General features: G+C 71.2%; 11 protein-coding genes and 1 pseudogene. 6 read left to right on the top strand and 6 right to left on the bottom strand.

Features of this window, described 5'->3' with window-relative positions:
- Positions 1 to 43 precede the first annotated feature (43 nt).
- The 6 genes from H181DRAFT_RS15290 to H181DRAFT_RS15265 all read left to right on the top strand — a co-directional run bounded on the left by H181DRAFT_RS15290 (position 44) and on the right by H181DRAFT_RS15265 (position 6,536).
- Positions 44 to 403: a DUF2620 domain-containing protein gene (locus tag H181DRAFT_RS15290; RefSeq protein ID WP_045864981.1), complete on the top strand. Its 360-nt coding sequence runs from the start codon at positions 44 to 46 to the stop codon at positions 401 to 403.
- A gap of 66 nt (positions 404 to 469) precedes the next feature.
- Positions 470 to 1,843: a YhfT family protein gene (locus tag H181DRAFT_RS15285; RefSeq protein ID WP_175439779.1), complete on the top strand. Its 1,374-nt coding sequence runs from the start codon at positions 470 to 472 to the stop codon at positions 1,841 to 1,843.
- 62 nt (positions 1,844 to 1,905) lie between these two features.
- A complete protein-coding gene (locus H181DRAFT_RS15280) occupies positions 1,906 to 2,937 on the top strand; it encodes a phosphotriesterase family protein (RefSeq protein ID WP_078895753.1) in 1,032 nt (343 codons plus the stop codon).
- Between the two features lies 1 nt (position 2,938).
- Positions 2,939 to 4,072: an aminotransferase class V-fold PLP-dependent enzyme gene (locus tag H181DRAFT_RS15275; RefSeq protein ID WP_045864979.1), complete on the top strand. Its 1,134-nt coding sequence runs from the start codon at positions 2,939 to 2,941 to the stop codon at positions 4,070 to 4,072.
- 2 nt (positions 4,073 to 4,074) lie between these two features.
- Complete coding sequence (locus H181DRAFT_RS15270) at positions 4,075 to 5,268, top strand: alanine racemase (protein ID WP_045864978.1); 1,194 nt, start codon at positions 4,075 to 4,077, stop codon at positions 5,266 to 5,268.
- A complete protein-coding gene (locus tag H181DRAFT_RS15265) occupies positions 5,265 to 6,536 on the top strand; it encodes a phosphopentomutase (RefSeq protein ID WP_074467876.1) in 1,272 nt (423 codons plus the stop codon). The genes H181DRAFT_RS15270 and H181DRAFT_RS15265 overlap by 4 nt, the downstream gene beginning before the upstream one ends.
- Before the next feature lie 83 nt (positions 6,537 to 6,619).
- Here H181DRAFT_RS15265 and H181DRAFT_RS15260 read toward each other — a convergent pair whose 3' ends face one another.
- The 6 genes and pseudogenes from H181DRAFT_RS15260 to H181DRAFT_RS15230 form a co-directional block, all read right to left on the bottom strand.
- Positions 6,620 to 7,915 carry a haloacid dehalogenase-like hydrolase gene (locus H181DRAFT_RS15260; protein ID WP_045864977.1) on the bottom strand — a complete coding sequence of 432 codons (1,296 nt, stop codon included), beginning with the start codon at positions 7,913 to 7,915 and terminating at the stop codon, positions 6,620 to 6,622.
- Positions 7,916 to 8,244: 329 nt separating this feature from the next.
- Positions 8,245 to 8,760, bottom strand: a pseudogene (locus H181DRAFT_RS15255) (GNAT family N-acetyltransferase); the annotation flags it as partial.
- A 20-nt stretch (positions 8,761 to 8,780) separates the two neighbouring features.
- On the bottom strand, positions 8,781 to 10,340 hold the full coding sequence (gene ffh, locus H181DRAFT_RS15250; protein WP_045864976.1) for a signal recognition particle protein: 1,560 nt from the start codon (positions 10,338 to 10,340) through the stop codon (positions 8,781 to 8,783).
- 91 nt (positions 10,341 to 10,431) lie between these two features.
- Positions 10,432 to 13,245, bottom strand: a complete 2,814-nt coding sequence (locus tag H181DRAFT_RS28455) for a bifunctional uridylyltransferase/uridylyl-removing enzyme (protein WP_045864975.1) — start codon at positions 13,243 to 13,245, stop codon at positions 10,432 to 10,434.
- 110 nt (positions 13,246 to 13,355) lie between these two features.
- Entirely contained in the window at positions 13,356 to 13,694 is a 339-nt protein-coding gene (locus H181DRAFT_RS15235; RefSeq protein WP_045864974.1) for a P-II family nitrogen regulator, read from the bottom strand.
- Positions 13,691 to 14,995, bottom strand: coding sequence for an ammonium transporter (locus tag H181DRAFT_RS15230; RefSeq protein ID WP_045864973.1), 1,305 nt, complete (start codon positions 14,993 to 14,995; stop codon positions 13,691 to 13,693). Before H181DRAFT_RS15230 ends, H181DRAFT_RS15235 begins: the two co-directional genes overlap by 4 nt.
- Positions 14,996 to 15,083: the final 88 nt, after the last annotated feature.

Here is a 15,083-nt window from a genome sequence, read left to right as displayed (position 1 = left end):
CCACACCGGCAGCGAAGCCGCGTACAGCAGAAAGGAAACCGCCGTGACGAGGATCCTCACCGGTGGCGTCGGCAAGGCCCAAGTCGCCGAAACGCTCGGCGAGCTGGGCATCGGCGGGCTTGAGATCACCGTCTCCAGCGACATGGAGGCCGCGATGAAGCTGCGCGCCGGCCAGGCCGACTACTACCTGGGCACCTGCCACACCGGAGCCGGAGCCTCCCTGGGTGTGCTGCTCGGGGTGCTGGGCAGTGGCACGTGCCACACCTTCGGACGGCGCGTCCCCACCGAGGAGGACGTCGCGGAACTCCTCGACAGCGGCAAGAAGGTCTTCGGCTTCGGCATGGACCAGATCTCCGACACGGCACCGGTGATCGCCCATGCCATCGCAGCACGCAACGCCTGACCACTCTCCGCCCGAACCCCCTGACCGCTACACCGGGTCCAAAGGAGCAGCCCTGTGAGCACCCTTCTGGCCGGCGCGGTGAGCGCGGGCAAGCACAGTCTCGACCTGTCGCCGGCGCAGCAGATCACCGTCGTCGTCCTGTGTGCGCTGACGGCCCTCATATCCCACATGGCACTGGCCGTGTTCAACGACGGCGTGCGGCCCTTCATGCTGGACTTCATCCAGGGCAACAGCACGCGGAACGCCACGACCGCTGTCTCCTTCGGACTGTCCGCGGGGTTCATCTTCGGACTCGGCGCGCCGATGGCGCTCTCCACCGGAGTGCTCAACCCCTGGCTGCTCTTCCTGCCGACCGACGTGCTCGGCATCCTCTCGCCGAAGAAGTGGATCGCCCCGCTGCTGGGCGGCGCGTGGGGCGCTGTGATCATCTTCGGGCTCAACGGTGCGAACGAGGCGGCGCACGACCTGCCCGTCGACTTCCTCACCGCCATGCAGGAGATGTCGACGCCGATCCTCTTCCTGTTCACGCTCTTCCCGGTCCTGGCCATCACCCGGCAGTTCGGCAGGCTCCGCGGCGCCGTGGCGGGCGTGGTGGAACTGGCGCTGGTGATCGTGACGATGAAGCTCTGGCCGGACGTCTTCCCGGGCGCTCCGGCGATGGCGGTCGGAGTGGTCACGCTGATCGGCTTCGCCGTCGCCAAGGACATGCGGCAGAGGCGCGCCGAGCGGGCGGAGAAGGCCGCGGCGGAGGCGGACGGGCAGGAGGACGGCACGTCGCGGCAGGACGCTCCTGTCGACGACCCGATGCAGTCGCTGTTCAGCGCGAGCGCAGCGCGGCTGCGGCGGCATCTTCCGATCTTCATGGTGCTCGGTGCGGGCGTCTGCCTGCTCGCGCAGATGCATGTCTTCGGCGGTGGCGAGGCGACGAGCTTCCTGATAGCCGACGGGGACTACTCGGGTGCCGCGCAGGTCGACTTCTACCGCGTCTTCGGGTTCATCCCCCTGATCGCCACCACGGCGCTCGCCTCCGGTGCGTACGCGATCGCCGGCTTCACGTTCGTCTACCCGGTCGGATATCTGCTGCCGAGTCCATGGCTCGCGCTGCTGGCGGGCGCCGCGATCTTCGCCGTGGAGGTGCTGGCGCTGTCGTGGATCGGGAAGATGCTCGGCAGGCTGCCGTCCGTACGCGACTCGTCCGAGCATCTGCGCAACGCGATCAGCGAAAGCCTCTGGCTGGCCATCCTGTTCGGGTCCCTGCTGGCCGCCAACACGATGGGCGGCGGCCTCGGCATCCTGATCGTGGGCGGTCTGTATCTGCTGAACGAGGCCATGGGACGGGTAGTGGTACGGATGGCCGCCGCCCCCGCCGCTGTGCTGGTGGGCGGTGTGCTGCTCAACCTTCTGCACTGGCTGGACCTGTTCACACCGGTCAAGGGCTGACGGGGGCAGCCGTACGCGTCCCGGCCGGCCGCGCCGTCGGCCCTCAGGAAGGCACCAGCACCATGCACGAGCCGTACCGTCCCCGGCAGTCAGCGGCCTCGTCCGCCGTCGAACCGTCCGCGCAGGCGGCCCCGGGAGCGCTGCTGCGCACCGTGGCCGGGGAACTGTCGCCGGCGCTCGTGGACGGGCCGGTCCTCGCGCACGAGCATCTCGCTCTGGACCTGTCACGCGAGACCGACACCGCAGCGGTGCTCGGTCCTGATCACCGCGGACCCGTCGCCGTCGAACTGGCCGAACTGCGCGACACGTACGGCCTCTCGCTCGTCGTTGAACTGACCTGCCGTGGCATGGGCCGCGACGTGAAGACGCTCGCCGAGATCTCCCAGCGGTCCGGTGTGGATGTGATCGCCGCGACAGGCTGGTACTACGAACGGTTCCACCCCCGGGACGTCGCGTCCCTGAGCGAGACCGAGTTGGCCGATTTGCTGGTGAGGGACGTCCGGGAGGGCATCGGCTCGACGGGAGTGCGGCCCGGAGTCATCGGCGAGGTGGGCAGCCACGGCGACGAACCGAGCAGCGCGGAGACCCGGACGCTGTCAGCGGCTGCGTGCGCGGCAGTGGCGACAGGGCTGTCCGTCGCCACGCACGCGCAGCTGGGACGCGGCGGCCTCGCACAGCTGGACCTGCTCACCAAGGCGGGCGTTCCGCCGCACCGCATCAGCATCGGGCACCAGGACCTGCTCGACGACCCGGCGGTCCACCGCGAGCTGGCAGCCGCCGGCGCGTACGTCGCCCTGGACACGATCGGCAAGGAGAGCTACCAGAGCGACCGGACGCGGCTGCGGCTGCTGCTGGCGCTGCTGGAGGCCGGTCACGCGGACAGAGTGCTGCTCAGCTGCGACGTGTCACGGTTCGGCTATCTGCGCAGCGAGGGCGGGGCGGGGTACGGCCATCTCTTCCGGTCCTTCCTGCCGCAGGTACGGGCGGCGGGGGCCGACGAGGCAGTCATCGATCTGCTGACGCGGCGCAATCCGCTGCGCTTCCTGGCGGGCGGAGACAGCCGGACAGATCAGCCGGACAGCGAGGAGCTGTGAGATGGACGTGCGACTGCCGCAGACTTTCCCGCTGCCCACTGTCCTGCTGGACGAGGCGATCCAACAGCAGTTCCGCCTCATGGAGTGCACGGCACGCCATTTCGAGGGTCAGCAGCTGTTCGAGCCGGACGCGGGAGTGGTGCCGGGCCTGGGCAGGCCGCGTACGACTGCACGCGTCGAGGCGGTGCTGGCCGACTTCTTCGGTACGGAGGATGCGGCGCTCGTGCAGGGGGCCGGTACGGGAGCGATCCGCGCCGCGCTCTCCGCGGCGGTCCCCGCCGGGGAGGAGCTGCTCATCCACAGGGCGCCTGTCTACCGCACCACTGAAGTCACGTTGCGCGGTCTGGGCGTCCGCACAGTGGACGTGGACTTCAACGACCGGGACGAACTGGACCGGGCTCTCGCCGGCGGCCGCTTCCGCTACGCCTACCTGCAGCACACCCGGCAGCGCCTCGGCGACTCCTACTCCCCGGGCGAGGTCCTCGCGGCCTTCAGGGCGGCGGGTGTGCGCTCAGTGGTCGACGACAACTACTCCGTCTTCCGCGTGCCTTCCTGCGGAGTCCAACTCGGCGCGGACGTCTCCTGCTTCTCCCTGTTCAAACTGCACGGCCCGGAGGGGGTCGGTGCGGTCGTCGGCGCTCAAGAAGTCATCGCCGGAGTGCGCGCGGACAACTACTCGGGAGGCGGCCAGGTACAGGGGCACCAGGCCCTCGACGCCCTGCGTGCGCTGACGCACGTGCCCGTCATGTGGGCCGTGCAGTCGCGCACCGGCGCTGAGGTCGCACAGCGGCTGCAGGCCGGCGAGGTCCCCGGAGTGGCAGAAGTGCGCATCGCCAACGCGCAGGACCGGTGCCTCCTGGTGCGCCTCGAACACCCCGTCGCCCGCGAACTGCCGACGTTCGCCGCCCGCCACGGGGCCGCCCCGTACCCGGTCGGCTCCAACTCGCGGTACGAGATCGCGCCGCTCTTCTACCGCATGTCCAGCTCCTCGCTCGACGACGCACCCGAACTGGCCGACTGGACCGTACGGATCAACCCCATGCGAGCTGGAGCGGACCTCGTGATCCACATCCTGAGGCGGAGCCTCGAAGACCTCTTCGCCGCGCACGACCTGCCCGCCGTCCGGAAGGGCTGATCTTGTTCCTCGACACCGTCCTCGCCCGCAACCCCGAACTGGCCGAGGCAGCGGCCGCACTGCACGACAAGGGCGCGATCCCCCCGGACACCTATGTGGTCGACCGCGACGCGGTGGAGGCGAACGCCGAGCTGCTGGCCCGTGAGGCACAGCGGCTGGGGCTCGGGCTCTGGTTCGTCGTCAAGCATCTGGGCCGCAACCCGGAACTGATCCGGGCCGTCGCCCGCCACCTGCCCGAGGCCGCGGCCATCGACGCCCCGGAGGCGCGTGCGCTGAAGGCCGCCGGAGCCCGCCCCGGCAACGTGGGCCACCTGGTCCAGATCCCGCGGCGTGCGCTGCCTGAGGTACTGGGCTGGAGGCCGGCGTACGTGACCGTCTTCGACACGGACAACGCTCGCGCCGTCTCGGCGGAGGCCGTCCGTCAGAACACCGTCCAGGACGTGCTGGTACGCATCGAGGGCGACCCCGAGTCCGTCTATCCCGGGCAGGAGGGCGGCGTACCGCTGGAGCGTCTGGACTCGTTCGCCGAGGCGGCCGAGGCTCTGCCGGGAATCCGTATCGCTGGTGTGACGGGCTTCCCGTGTCTGCTGTGCGATCCCCGGACGGGTACTCCGCAGCCGACGACGACCTTCGCCCTGCTCCGGAAAGCGCGCGCACAGTTGGCCGGGCGCGGGCACACCGGCCTGAGGCTCAGCGCTCCGAGCGCCACCTGCGTCACGAGCCTCCCCTTGCTGTCGGATCTCGGCGCGACGCACGGAGAACCCGGTCACGCGCTCACCGGGACGACGCCGCTGCACGCGCTCGACCGGGAACAGCCCGAGCGTCCTGCGTACGTCTACGTCACCGAGGTCTCCCACACGCTCGCAGACGGCCGCCCCGCACTGTACGGAGGCGGTTTCTATCCCCGGGCAGACATCAGGGACGCGCTGCTGTACCGGACCGGCACGCGGCTTCGCGTCGGCGGTGTCCCGGCGGAGAACATCGACTACTACCGGCTGCTGTCCGCGCCGAACCACGGCCAGGCGGACGGCGCTCCCCGTTCCGCACCCCCAGATGTACGCGCGGGCGACACAGCAGTGCTGGCCTTCCGCACCCAGATCTTCGTCACACGCAGCAACGTGGCGGTCGTCTCAGGTCTCTCCTCAGGCGCACCGGAACTGACGGGACTGTACGGCCCGCTCGGAGGTGCCCTGTGACGGGCGGACTGGCGGCGGGCAGGACGGTGATCGTCGTCGTCGACGGCCTCGGCATCGGCGCCATGCCGGACGCCGGACAACTCCGTCCGGGCGACCGGGCGGCGGACACCCTGGGCCACCTGCTCGACCACTGCCGCAGCGAACGCGGTACAGCGCTGCGTCTGCCCGTGCTGGGCGCGCTGGGTCTCGGTCTGCTGCACCCCCACCCCGATCTCGCCAGAGGGACGGAGCTGCCGGTCGCCGTCGCACGGGCGGGTCTCGGCTACCCCGGAGCGGACACCTACGCCGGCCATCAGACGCTGACGGGAGCCGACTTCAGCCAGGTCACCGTCGCGAACCTCGGCCGGTTCCTGCCCGAGGTGACCGCGGCCGCCGAGAAGGCGGGCCACCACGTCGAGCTGCTCGACGGCCAGCCGCTGGCAGTGGTCGACGGCCGTGTGCTCGTGCACGACAACCTGGAGGCCGACCCCGGCATCAACTGGAACGTCTCCGGACGGCTCCAGGACCTGCCTTTCGCGGAGATCCTCGCCCTCGCCCGCACGGTCCGTGCCGTGGCCCCGGTGGCCAGGGTCATCGCGGTGGGCGGTCACGCGGACCGGCCGCTTCCGGCGTACGTACGGCCCGGCGACGGCGGCACCGTGGGGCTGGACACCCCGGCGACCGGCTTCTACCGCAACGGCGGCCTGCAGGTGCAGCACCTGGGCGCCCCGACGGACCACGCACGTCAGCTCCCGGAGGTGGCTGCCCGGGCGGGCGCCGCGGTGGCGCTGGTCGGAAAGGCGGCCGACATCCTGTCGTGCGACTCGGCGGTACGCCTGCCCGCGGTGCGTACGGACGAGGTGCTGGCGCACACGCTCGCGGTGCTGCGGGACGACGTGCCGGACGGCCCCGGCAGCCGGCTGCCGGGCGTGGGCGGGCTGCTGGTGGTGGCCAACGTCCAGGAGACCGACCTGGCGGGCCATCAGCAGGACGCCCGGCGCTACGGCAGCGTGCTGGAGCAGGTGGATGCCGGACTCGGCGCACTGGTCGAGGAGTTGTGCCGTCCCGGCGACCGTCTGATCGTCACGGCCGACCACGGGAACGACCCGACAATCGGACACGCCTACCACACCCGCGAGTACGTCCCGGTGCTCATCCACCGGCCGGGCGCAGCACGGACAGAGGTCCTCGCGGAGGCGGGCGGCCTGGCCGACGTCGGGGCCACAGCCGCCCGCTTCCTGGGTCTCGATCCCGGCGAGCTCGCCGCCGGTATGCCGCTGCGTGCGTGACGGGACGAACAGCGGCCTACCGGCGGTCGCACTGCAGCGGTGACGCGCGGCCAACGCACCGCTCCGTCACGCGGCGGTGCGCATCAGCCGAAGACGCGGTCCCGCTGATCGGGCACGATGCTGCCGTCCGGACGGCGCATCGCGGAGAGCGATCCGTCCTCGTTGATGTATCCCGAGGTGGCGCAGGGGTACGGCGACGCCTTCCGCGGCAGCGGTTCGATGAACATGGGGTTCACGAGCCAGCGGCCGTCCGCGTTGTCGTAGGCGCGGCACATGATCTCGTCCTTGTTCCGGTTGAGGACGAGGTGCGCCCCCGTGGCGTCACGCACGAAGGTGACGTCGGTGTCGGCGTCGCCTCCGCCCAGGGCGATGCGCCGTGCGCTGTCCTGACGCTCCCACGCCGCCGGGCCGTCGATCCCGTAGATGTCCTGGTTGATCCAGCAGCGCTTGCCGTCGATGTAGGGGATGGTCTCCCCCCTGCTCGCGGGCTCGCCGCCGCAGCCCTCGTTGCGGTAGGTGATGCGGCCGTCCCGCAGGACACTGCGGATGGCGATCGTGTGCTCGGCGTCGACGCCGACGCCCTTGGCCCACGCCTCGGCGGCGTACTCGACGCCCGCGGAGACGACGTACACCTCGAATCCGGCCCGCTGGAGCGTGCGGATCAGGTCCTTCTGCTGCGGGTAGTAGCGCACGTACGCGGGCATCGTGTGCGTCCCGACCTTCATCTCGCTGCCCACCGGCGCGGCGAGGCTCTTCTTCCGCCCCGCTTCCGCGTACGCGGAGACCTCCCGCGGCGTGTGACCGGCGAACAGCTGGGCCACCCAGGCGTATTCGGGCACCGTGCGGCGGTGGTTCCAGCGGCCGCCGAAGGCCGGGTCGCCGTCCATCGTCTGCGCTTCGGTGCGGATCTCGAAGATCTCGTCGGTGCAGTCGGCGTCCGTGGACGTGGGCAGCGGGCTGCCGACGGGGACCGACGTCCCGCACGCTTCGGTGAGCGCGCGGTCGGCGGCGGGAGTGAGCCACTTGCTGGTGTCGCTCCAGCTCCTCGGGCGGAGGATCTTGTCGTGCTGGAGGGCCCACACGAGCGTGACGTCTGTCGTGTCGTTCTTCACGACTGTGTTGTCCCAGTCGAACGCCGCGACGGGGCGGTGGCTGGAGCCGCCGGCACGTTCGGAACGGCCGCACGTGCCGCGCTCGTCGATCAGCCGCTGGAGCGCTGACCGGTTCTGCCCGTACCACTCCAGCTTCTTGTCGAGCTGCGGGCATTTCGCGGCAGGTGCGTGGGGAGCGGCGGCGGCCTCCGGGGCGTGCGGTGCGCCGGAGGCCGCGACGGCGGGGACGGGGACCGCGGCGGTCAGCGCCGCGGCCGCGAGACTCATTGCAACGAAGGCGGATCGAGTGCGCACAGGGCTCTCCGGTCAGTCGTAGCGCGGGTGACGTGGGGTCACCGGGAAGCTCGTCTGTTCCCGCGACACCACTCCGGGTGACGTGCACAGTACATCTATCACCTGGCGGGACTTCCGCGTTCGTCCACCGAGAGCAAGAACCGGAGGTGCTGAGCGCCGGCCGGGGAGGGGCGGACGGGGTCACCGACCGCCCGGAGGCAGTCAGGTCAGGGCCTGCCCTGCCCCTGGCGCTCCTCCTGACGGACGCCCGCCCGTTCGTCGCTCGCGACGCCCCGCTCGACGAGGTCCAGTTCGGGCGTCTGCCATTCCTCGGCCGTCATGGCGAACCGCTCGTGGTCCCGCCAGGCGTCGTCGAGGAAGAGCATGCGCGGCGAGAACCCCTCGTGCCGGAAGCCGAGACGGCGCGCCATCGCGATGGAACGGTCGTTGTCGGGCTGGACGTTGATCTCCAGCCGGTGCAGACCGAGCCCCTCCGGCGCACTGGCGAAGCACCGGTCGACGATCAGCCGCATCCCCTCGGTCATGCGCCCGGTCCCGGCGTACGGCACGTAACTGTCGTAGCCGAGCGCGCCGTTGCAGAAGCGGGCGCGGACGATGTTGGCGACGTTGACGCGCCCGACCAGCCCGTCGTCCTCTTTGTCGAAGATCATGAAACTGCGCAGGGCGGGGCCCTGACGGCGCAGCAGATCGGGCAGCCCGTCCGGCTCGACCGGGTTCCAGGGGCTGAGGTGGTCGGCGGAGCGGAGGACCGCCTCACGGTAGACGGTCTCGTCGCCGGGCTGCGGGGGCCGGATGTATACGCGCATGCACGACATCATCCGCCCCCGCGCCCGATGGTTCACTTCGGGGGCAGCATGTCCTTGAACTCCTGCGGCAGCTCGAAGTCGCCGCCGCCCTGTCCGGCACCGTCGGCCGCGCCGCCGAAAGCACCGCCCTGACCTGCGGCCTTGCGCTGTGCGGCCGCCTGCTCCTCCTGCTTGCGCTTCATCGGGTTGCCCGACTGGCGCTTGCCCTTCGCCTTCTTCGGCTGCTTCTTCTTCCGCCCGGCACCGCCGCCCATGCCCGGCATCCCGGGCATTCCCGGCATGCCGCCGCCCTGCGCCATGCGGGACATCATCTTGCGCGCCTCGAAGAAGCGCTCGACGAGGTTCTTCACCGCGCTGACGTCCACACCGGAGCCCCGGGCGATGCGGGCACGGCGCGAGCCGTTGATGATCGTGGGCTCGGCACGCTCGTTCGGGGTCATCGACTTGATGATCGCGGCCGTGCGGTCGACCTCGCGCTCGTCGAGGTCGTTGATCTGGTCCTTCATCTGGCCCATGCCGGGCATCATCCCGAGCAGCTTGGAGATCGAGCCCATCTTGCGGACCTGCTCCATCTGCGCCAGGAAGTCGTCGAGCGTGAACTCCTTGGGCCCCTTCTGCAGCTTCGCGGCCATCTTCTCGGCCTCTTGCTGGCTGAAGGTCTGCTCCGCCTTCTCGATCAGCGTGAGCATGTCGCCCATGCCGAGGATGCGGGACGCCATGCGGTCCGGGTGGAACGCGTCGAAGTCGTCCAGCTTCTCGCCGTTGGAGGCGAACATGATCTGCTTGCCCGTGACCTGCGCCACGGACAGGGCGGCGCCGCCTCGCGCGTCGCCGTCGAGCTTCGAGAGCACCACGCCGTCGAAGCCGACGCCGTCCCGGAAGGCCTCCGCGGTCGTGACGGCGTCCTGACCGATCATGGCGTCGACGACGAAGAGGATCTCGTCGGGGCTGACGGCGTCCCGGATGTCGGCGGCCTGCCGCATGAGTTCCTCGTCGATGCCGAGGCGTCCGGCGGTGTCGACGACGACCACGTCGTGGTGCTTGTCGCGGGCGTATCCCACGGAGTCCTGGGCGACCTTGACCGGGTCGCCCACGCCGTTCCCGGGCTCCGGCGCGTAGACGGCCACCTCTGCCCGCTCCGCGACGACGGAGAGCTGGTTGACGGCGTTCGGGCGCTGGAGGTCACAGGCGACCAGCAGCGGGGCGTGGCCCTGCTGCTTGAGCCAGCGGCCGAGCTTGCCCGCGAGCGTCGTCTTACCCGAGCCCTGCAGACCGGCGAGCATGATGACGGTCGGCGGGTTCTTGGCGTACCGCAGGCGGCGGGTCTCGCCGCCGAGGATGCCGATGAGCTCCTCGTTGACGATCTTGATGACCTGCTGGGCGGGGTTCAGGGCCTGTGAGACCTCCGCCCCGACGGCGCGCTCCTTGACCTGCTTGATGAAGGCACGGACGACGGGGAGGGCGACATCCGCCTCCAGCAGGGCGATGCGGATCTCGCGCGCCGTGGCGTCGATGTCCGCCTCGGACAAGCGGCCCTTGCCCCGTAGGTTCTTGAAGGTCGCTGCGAGGCGATCGGAGAGAGTGTCGAACACGGCGGTCGCGGATCCTTCGCGTCTGGGTACTGGGTTCAGTCGGAGTCGGCCTCCCAGGGTATCCGTCCGCACGCACTCCGGTCAGGTCCGGTCAGCGACCCCGCACCGGGCCCGCGGGGGCGGCCGCTCCGCTTCCCAGGTCACGCTCGAGGTCACGGGCGAGCCCGGCTGCCTCTGCCGCCGGCAGAGGCGCGCTGTCGGGGCCCGTGACATAGAACGCGTCCACGGCGTTGGAGCCGAGCGTGCTGACGTGCGCGCTGCGCACGATCACGCCCGCGCCCTCCAGGGCCCGGCCGATGCGGTAGAGCAGTCCCTGCGCGTCCTGTGCGCGAATCTCCAGGACAGTGGCCACTTCCGAGCCCGCGGGAGCGACACTCACCCGGGGAGGCGGCGCGTGGCTGACCCGCCGGGGCCTGCGGTAGGCGGCTTCACGCTCGGCGAGGCGCGCGGCGATGTCGAGCGAGCCGTCGAGGGCGCGGGCAAGGTCGGAGCGGAGCCTCGTCGCGAGCGGCAGCGATCCGAATTCGGTGGCGACCCGCCACGACAGCAGCATGACGGACGCCTCGCCTCCCGGACCCGGCGCAGCGTCCGGCAGCCGTAGCACTCGCAGGTCGGCGGAGCGGACAGTGAGACGGTGCAGCGCGAGGACCCCGGCCACCGCCGGCAGAACACCCATCGCGTACGGGCGGGACGTGTCCGGTGCGGTAGCCGGAGCGGGCGGACCGTCCGGAGCGGGCGGCGCGGGGACAGCGACGAGCAGTTCGACGCCGACGGGTTCCTGCTCCTCCGGCAGTGCTTCACGATCACCCGCCGGAGGTGCCGCCGAGCGGTCCTCCGCAGGTCCCTCCGGCCGGCTGCGCAGCGTGAGTACGGGGCCGCCGGAGCGCCACGCCTCTGAGGCGAGCTGCTCGGCCTCGGCTGTGGGCACGTAGGGGTCGGTGTGCTGTTCGGCAGTCTCCCCGGCCAGTACTCCGGCAACCCGTTTCACCAAATCGGTGACGAGCGCGCTGCGCCACGACGACCAGGCGGCTGGACCGGTGGCGAGTGCGTCGGCCTCTGTGAGCGCGTGCAGCAGTTCGAGCGTGCCGGCCGATCCGACAGCGTCGGCGACGGAGCGGATGGTCGCCGGGTCGTCCAGATCGCGCCGGGTCGCCGTCTCGACCAGCAGCAGGTGGTGGCGTACGAGCATCGCCACGACCTCGACGTCGGGGGCGGCGAAGCCCATGCGGCAGGCCGTGTCGCGAGCGATCGTCTCACCCACGATCGAGTGGTCCCCCGGCCAGCCCTTGCCGATGTCGTGCAGCAGAGCGCTCACCAGCAGCAGATCGGGCCGCTGCACGCGGCGCGTCAGCGCGGAGGCGCGGACGGCTGTCTCGACGAGATGACGGTCGACGGTGAACCGGTGTACCGGGTTGCGCTGCGGGCGGCTGCGGACACGCTCCCAGTCCGGTAGCAGCCGCGTGATGAGGCCCTCCGCCTCGAGCGCCTCCCAGACGGGCACGGTCGCCTCCCCCGCCCCGAGCAGGCTGACGAACTGCTGGCGAGCCTCCGCGGGCCACGGCACGGGCAGCGGGTCGTACGCAGTCGCCGCCTCCTGTGCCCCGGTGGCACCCGTTCCGCTCGTCGCACTTGCCCCGCTCGTGGCGCCGGTCGACGTCTGTCCACCCGTCCCCGGGGACAGTCCCGACGCCGGACGGCTGCCCCGCGGAGACGCGCCACGGGACGCCTCGGCCAGCCGCCGTACGGCCGGCGGAGCGAGCGGGAGCTGCGCCTGCGCCGCCGCGGCGGCCGCACGCAGAAGGAGCACCGGATCGCGCTCAGGCCGGGCAGTGCGTGCGAGCACTGCCTCGCCGTCGTGCTCGACGACGCCCTCCGCGAGCGGTGTACGCCCCTGGTCGGCAGCGCGACGGCTTCCGCCGCCCAGCATCCCCCGCAGCCGGGACGATCTGCCCGCGCGTCCCCGCAGGACGCGGTTCACCTCGCGCCACGTCACGTCGTTCGCGTAGGCGACGGTGCGCGCGGCTTCGTAGACCTGCCGCAGCAGTACGTCGGAGTCGAGCAGCCCGACAGCTGCGGCGACCTGGCTCTGGTCCTGCTGGGCGAGCCTGTCGGTGGCGCGGCCCGTGGCCAGGTGCAGCGCGTCGCGGACGTCGAGCAGCACCCGCCGGGCCTCCTCCAGTCCGCCGCGCGGCGGGTCCGCCAGCCAGGAGGCCGCCACCGCGCGCAGCAGGGTGGCGTCGCGCAGGCCTCCCCGCGCCTCCTTCAGGTCCGGTTCGAGGAGGAATCGCAACTCGCCGTGCGAGCGCGTCCGTTCATCGGCCAGCTCTCCGGCCTCGGGCAGGCGCTTGTGCGCTTCCGCACGCCACCTGGCGAACGCCTCCCCCCTCAGCTGCGCCGTCAGCGCCTCGTCGCCGGCGACGTGCCGCGCGTCCAGCAACCCCAGTTGCGCCTTGAGGTCCTGCTGCGCGACCGCGCGTACCTCGGAAGGCGTCCGCACCGAGTGGTCGAGCGCGATCCCGAGGTCCCAGACCGGATACCAGATCTGGTCGGCGAGCCGTGCGATCTCGCCCTTCGCTCTGCTCCCGTCGTGCAGGAGCAGCAGGTCGAGGTCGCTGCGCGGTGACAGCTCTCCCCGGCCGTACCCGCCGACCGCCACGAGCGCGACGCCCGGGTCCGCGGGCCCCAGCAGTCCGCACAGCCACTGGTCGGTGATGCGTGCGAGCTCCTCGCGCCGTGCCGGTCCGGAGGACGCTCCGCCCAGCGGCCAGAGGTCCCCGCCGCCCGCCACGGCGTTCCGGGCGCCGTCGAGGAGGCGCAGCCGCGCCGCCGCGTACCCGCCCGGCCGCACGGCGGGTCCGGCTTCCGGAGCGGCGGCCGCCCGTGTGGTTTCGGTTTGTTCGACCATGTTCGGTCCCCGGTTCCTGTCCGTGCCGGCGGCTTGCTGCTGAGCGCTGCGCGAAGACCGCGGGTGCGTCCCTGGCGCACCCGCGGTCTGCGCGGGACGCCCGGGACGTCCTAGAGGGCCTCCGGCCCTCGCTCGCCCGTACGCACCCGTACTGCCGTCTCCACAGGCACCGTCCAGACCTTGCCGTCGCCGATCTTTCCGGTGCGGGCCGACTTGACGACGACTTCGAGCAGTTCCTCCGCGTCCTCGTCCTCGGCAAGGACCTCGATGCGCACCTTGGGCACCAGGTCGACGGTGTACTCCGCGCCCCGGTAGACCTCTGTGTGGCCGCGCTGGCGTCCGTAGCCGCTGGCCTCGGTGACCGTCAGCCCCTGCACGCCGAAGGCGCGCAGGGCCTCCTTCACGTCCTCCAGCTGGTGCGGCTTGACGACCGCGGTGATGAGCTTCATGCGTCCACCTTCTTGTCGGAGAGCTGACCGGGCGCTGCGACTGCTTCGTGCTGCCCGCCGGCGCCCTGCACGGCCGGGGCGGGACGGGCGGAGGACGAGGAACCGCCGACCGCGCTGAAGTCGTAGGCGGTCTCCGCGTGGTACGCCCTGTCGAGCCCGCTCGTCTCGTCGTCCTCACCGGCACGGAAGCCGATCGTCACGTCGATCAGCTTGGCGATGACCCAGGCCATCGCGAAGGAGTACGCCATCACCGAGAAGGCCCCGACGGCCTGCTTGCCGAACTGGCCGAGACCGCCTGCGCCGTCGACGGCCAGGAATCCCACCATCAGCGTGCCGATCAGTCCGCCGACGAGATGGACGCCGACGACGTCGAGCGAGTCGTCGAAGCCGAGCGTGAACTTGAGGCTGACCGCCCAGGAGCACACCGCACCGGCGACCACTCCGATGGCGAGCGCCCCGGGCGCGTTGACGTTCGCCCCCGCGGGCGTGATCGCGACGAGGCCCGCGATGGCCCCGGACGCCGCGCCCAGCGTCGTGAAGGCCCCGTGCCGGATGCGCTCGTACAGCAGCCATCCGAGGACCGCGGCGCCGGTGGCGAGCTGGGTGTTCATGGCCATGGTCGCCGCGGTGCCGTCGGCGGCGAGGGCCGATCCCGCGTTGAACCCGAACCAGCCGAACCACAGCAGCGCCGCGCCCAGCACCACCAGCGGAAGGCTGTGCGGCCGCATGGGCTCCTTCTTGAAGCCGATCCGCTTGCCCACGACGAGGACGGCGGCCAGCGCACCGACACCGGCGTTGATGTGGACAGCCGTTCCGCCGGCGAAGTCGATGACCCCGAGCTCGAACAGCCAGCCACCCTCGGCCCAGACCCAGTGGGCCACGGGGAAGTAGACGACCGTCGCCCACACCGCGATGAAGACGGCCCACGCCCCGAACTTCACACGGTCCGCCAGCGCACCGCTCATCAGCGCGGGCGTCAGGATGGCGAACATCATCTGGAAGAGCGCGAAGGCGAAGACGGGGATGCCGCCCTTCTCGGTCAGCGTCTCGACGGAGATGCCCTTCAGGCCGATGAAGTCGAGGTTCCCGATGACGCCGGCCGTGTCGGGGCCGAACGCCAGCGAGTAGCCGTAGAGCACCCACAGGACGCTCAGGATGCCCAGGGAGATGAAGGACATCATCAGCATGTTGAGGGCACTTTTGACCCTGACCATGCCGCCGTAGAAGAAGGCGAGTCCTGGTGTCATCAACATGACCAGGAACGCGCTGAGCATGACGAAAGCGGTATCCGCGCCGTTCAACGTGAACGTCTCCTCAGGTAACGACCCGTGCGGGTGGACGGGATGGGCCGGGGATGCTCGCAAGGCTCCACGGGGCCCGTTTCCGCTG

Origin of the sequence: Streptomyces sp. WMMB 714, from assembly GCF_900090125.1 — a bacterium.
Classification (GTDB): Bacteria; Actinomycetota; Actinomycetes; order Streptomycetales; family Streptomycetaceae; genus Streptomyces; species Streptomyces daqingensis.
Note: the sequence above shows the minus strand (reverse complement) of the source record. Positions and strands in the feature narration are given on the sequence as shown.